The sequence below is a fragment of the Bradyrhizobium sp. genome (assembly GCF_049581145.1).
GTDB lineage: Bacteria > Pseudomonadota > Alphaproteobacteria > Rhizobiales > Xanthobacteraceae > Bradyrhizobium.
The window spans coordinates 1-3028 of sequence record NZ_JBAURI010000871.1; the positions used below are offsets into that span (position 1 = coordinate 1).

At 65.3% G+C, this 3028-nt stretch carries 3 protein-coding genes; all 3 read right to left on the minus strand.

The genetic code is table 11. The features are described from left to right. Positions 1 to 309: 309 nt before the first annotated feature. Complete coding sequence (locus tag WCB02_RS28440) at positions 310 to 831, minus strand: VOC family protein (protein WP_423963078.1); 522 nt, start codon at positions 829 to 831, stop codon at positions 310 to 312. Next, the gene (locus WCB02_RS28445) at positions 828 to 2048 is read right to left on the minus strand and encodes an FAD-dependent oxidoreductase (protein ID WP_423963079.1); all 1221 of its coding nucleotides are present in this window, start codon (positions 2046 to 2048) and stop codon (positions 828 to 830) included. The genes WCB02_RS28440 and WCB02_RS28445 overlap by 4 nt, the downstream gene beginning before the upstream one ends. Continuing rightward, positions 2048 to 3028, minus strand: a 981-nt coding sequence (locus WCB02_RS28450; protein ID WP_423963080.1) for a ring-opening amidohydrolase, incomplete at its 5' end; no start/stop codon positions are given. The genes WCB02_RS28450 and WCB02_RS28445, both read right to left, overlap by 1 nt.

A 3028-nucleotide genomic window follows, 5' to 3' on the forward strand; every position in this document is an offset into this window, starting at 1 on the left:
TCATCGAATAGACCAGTTCGCCCTTGGCGGTCCGGCCGATCGGCGCGCAATTGTCGGCCCGCGCGGTAGACGCCGTCTTGGGCGTCAATCGGGTTTGCGCCCAGGACGACGAGGATGCGATCGGCAGGCACGTCAGCGGCGACGATAGCAGCAAGGTCAGTATCAGCTTCTTCATCGGGTCCGTCCCCCACGGGTGCGTCAGGCGTCATTGAACCGGATCGGTTCGGGAAGTCGATTTATAGCAGTGATTGGCTGTCACTGAAGATCGAGCCAGAAAATTGTTGGATGGCTGATCCGGACGCGACGAAGTCAGGCGATCTTCGGATAGGTGGCCTTGTCGAAGAAGCTCGAGCCGGCAAGGTATTTGCGGCCCTCCGACATGTCCGGCTTCTGTTCGCCCTCGCCGCCGGATTCGAATGTCAGCTCGAGTTGAACGCCGCTCGGATCATAGACGAACAATTGCCACAGCGAGGTGCCGGGCACGATGAACTCGCGCCAGTCGAGGCCGGCTTGCTTGAAGCGAGATACATAGGAGCGATAGCCGGAGCAGGACAGCGAAACGTGGTCGATTGCCGCGGTACCCGCCGGCGCCTTGCCTTCGGGTCCGAGCGCCGGCCCACCGGCATAGACGTGAATGATGGCGAGCCCGCCGGGCTGCGTGCAGCCGAGCCAGGCGCCGGGATAGCCGAAATCCGGCCGCGGGAATTCCTTCAGGCCAATGATGTCGGTCCAGAATTTGCGGGTCGCCGCGAGATTCTCGGTCTTGATCGCAATGTGAAACAGCCCGTGCACCGTGGCGAGCGGCATCCTGGTTTCGCTGGTTGCGGTCATGCGTGGGTCTCCTGCTTATTTGTGCTGAGCGGTCGTCCGATGTCTCGGTAGAGCGCCTTGAGCCGGTCCTGGAACGGCGCCTCGGTCTTATGCCTGGTTCCCTGGACGGGATCGGCGCCCTCCAGCATGGTGTCGGTCGCCTCGAGCGAAAACTCCATCACGAAACGCATGCGGTCCCTGCGCAGCGTCTCGATCCCGGCCAGCCAGCCCGCGACATCGCGATCTCCGTTGTCGTAGGCGCGCACGATCAGCATGGCCGCGTTCGCGGCATCCTCGATAGCCTGGGTCGCGCCCTGCCCGAGCGTCGGCACCATGCCATGGGCGGCGTCGCCGAGATAGAGCACGTTGCAGTCGCGGGCCCGATAGAGCACGTCGTGCTCCTGCATCCGCGCCCAGTGCGTATCCACTGCGTTTTCGCAAACCGTGTCGATCAGCCAGCGCGCCTGCGCGCTCGGCGGCGAAGCGGGCGGCGTGTAGGCCTTGCGCAGCGCCTCCACCGTTTTCATGCTGGCTGTGACCTCCGCCTCCGGCTTGATCGGAAACGTGCCGGCGATATAGACATGGCCGGGCGGCACGCGAAACGCCAGCAAACGGTGGGGCCCGTTGAACCATTGCTCGTAGTCGTCGATCAATCCGTTGGAGGTGTCCGGCACCAGCACGCGGAAGATCGCGACCCCCGTGTGCCTGATGGACGGTTCGCCCGAGATGATGCGCCGAACGCTGGAGTAACGGCCATCGGCGGCGATCAGCAGGTCGATGCCATCGAGCTGATGGGTCTTGCCATCCCGGGTCCATGTCACGGAGGTCTTGCGCGGATCGGCGCGGTCGCGGCCGATCTCGGCGATCTCGCAGGCATAATGTACGGCGGGGCCGGCGGCTTCGCGCAGCACGCGATAGAGCTCGGACCAGCGGATCCTCCAGCCCGGATTATCCGCGACGTCGGCGAGCGGCAGGTCGAACAGCACGGTGCCGTCAGTCAGCGAAATCCGCCAGTTGGCCCAAGTGTAGCTGGCGCGGGTGATGCTCGCCGTCAACTCCGGATCGAGCAGGTTGAGCGCCTTCACCGCGTTCGGGCCGACATTGAGCCCGGTGCCAGCTTCGGAATGGTCGTCGCGCGTGACGCGTTCGAGGCAGGTGACCTCGACACCTTGCAAGCGCGAAAGCCTGCGCGCCATCACGCATCCCGCGACACCGGCTCCGATGATGACAACACGCATTAGCCGTTTCCTTGTTGCGAGGCGATGATGGCGATCAGGCCGCCGCCGTCGGGTCCCTGATGTTCGGCCCCGCCGGAGACAAAAATCCGACCGTCGCCGATGACGCCGGCGACCAGGCCCGCGACCGCGCCGCGGATATGACGCTGCGCATTGATGTCGGTGTCGTCGAGCATGGTGTGGCGCGAGCCTCGAATCTTGCCGCGGCGGTCGGGCTCGCATTTGACCAGCACGCAGGCGATGCGCCCCAGATCGGCCGCCGAGACTTGCGGTTGCGCGGAGATCGAGAGATCGGCGAGCACGTCGACGATGCCGCCGATGTCGAGCGCGTCGCTCATGGCGCGATGCGCGATGCGCAGATCGCCGGCCCACGCCGGGCTGTTGCCGAGCACGACCACCTCGTTGCTTTCGACTTCGACGCCGGAGGAGATGCTGGCGCGCGGCGACTGCATGGAGAAATCAGTGAGGAGCGAGGTATCGCTGAAATCGCTTGCCCTGATTTCCTCCAGCGCCAGCGCGACGCCGAACGCGCCGGCGGCCCGCGCATAGGCCATCGACTTGTTGGGATCATTGGTCAGCGGCGTCCTGCCCGCGGCGATCGCCGCAGCGGCGCGGGCGACCGTAACGCAGGGACATTTGACCTGCACGAAGTGCACGTCATCCAGCCGGTCGATGCCGGCGTTGCCGATCGCCGCGCGCACGGCTGCCGCGACGCTCTCGACATGGGCGCGACGGCCGACATCCTCGGCGGCGACGGGCGCGCTGAAGGCAATGCCGATCGCCAGCGCCGATGGATAATTGCGTGCCGCCGCGCCGCCTTCGCTGACACAGAACACGTTGTAATGCGGGCTCATCACCCCCTCGGTGCCGCCCGACAGCACGCAGGGGATTTCGCGGGTCAACTGCGCCGCCGGCTTGTCGAGATGCTTCGACAGCAGCGCCATCAGGGTCTGGGTAAAATAGCCGCGCGTAAAATCGTTGAC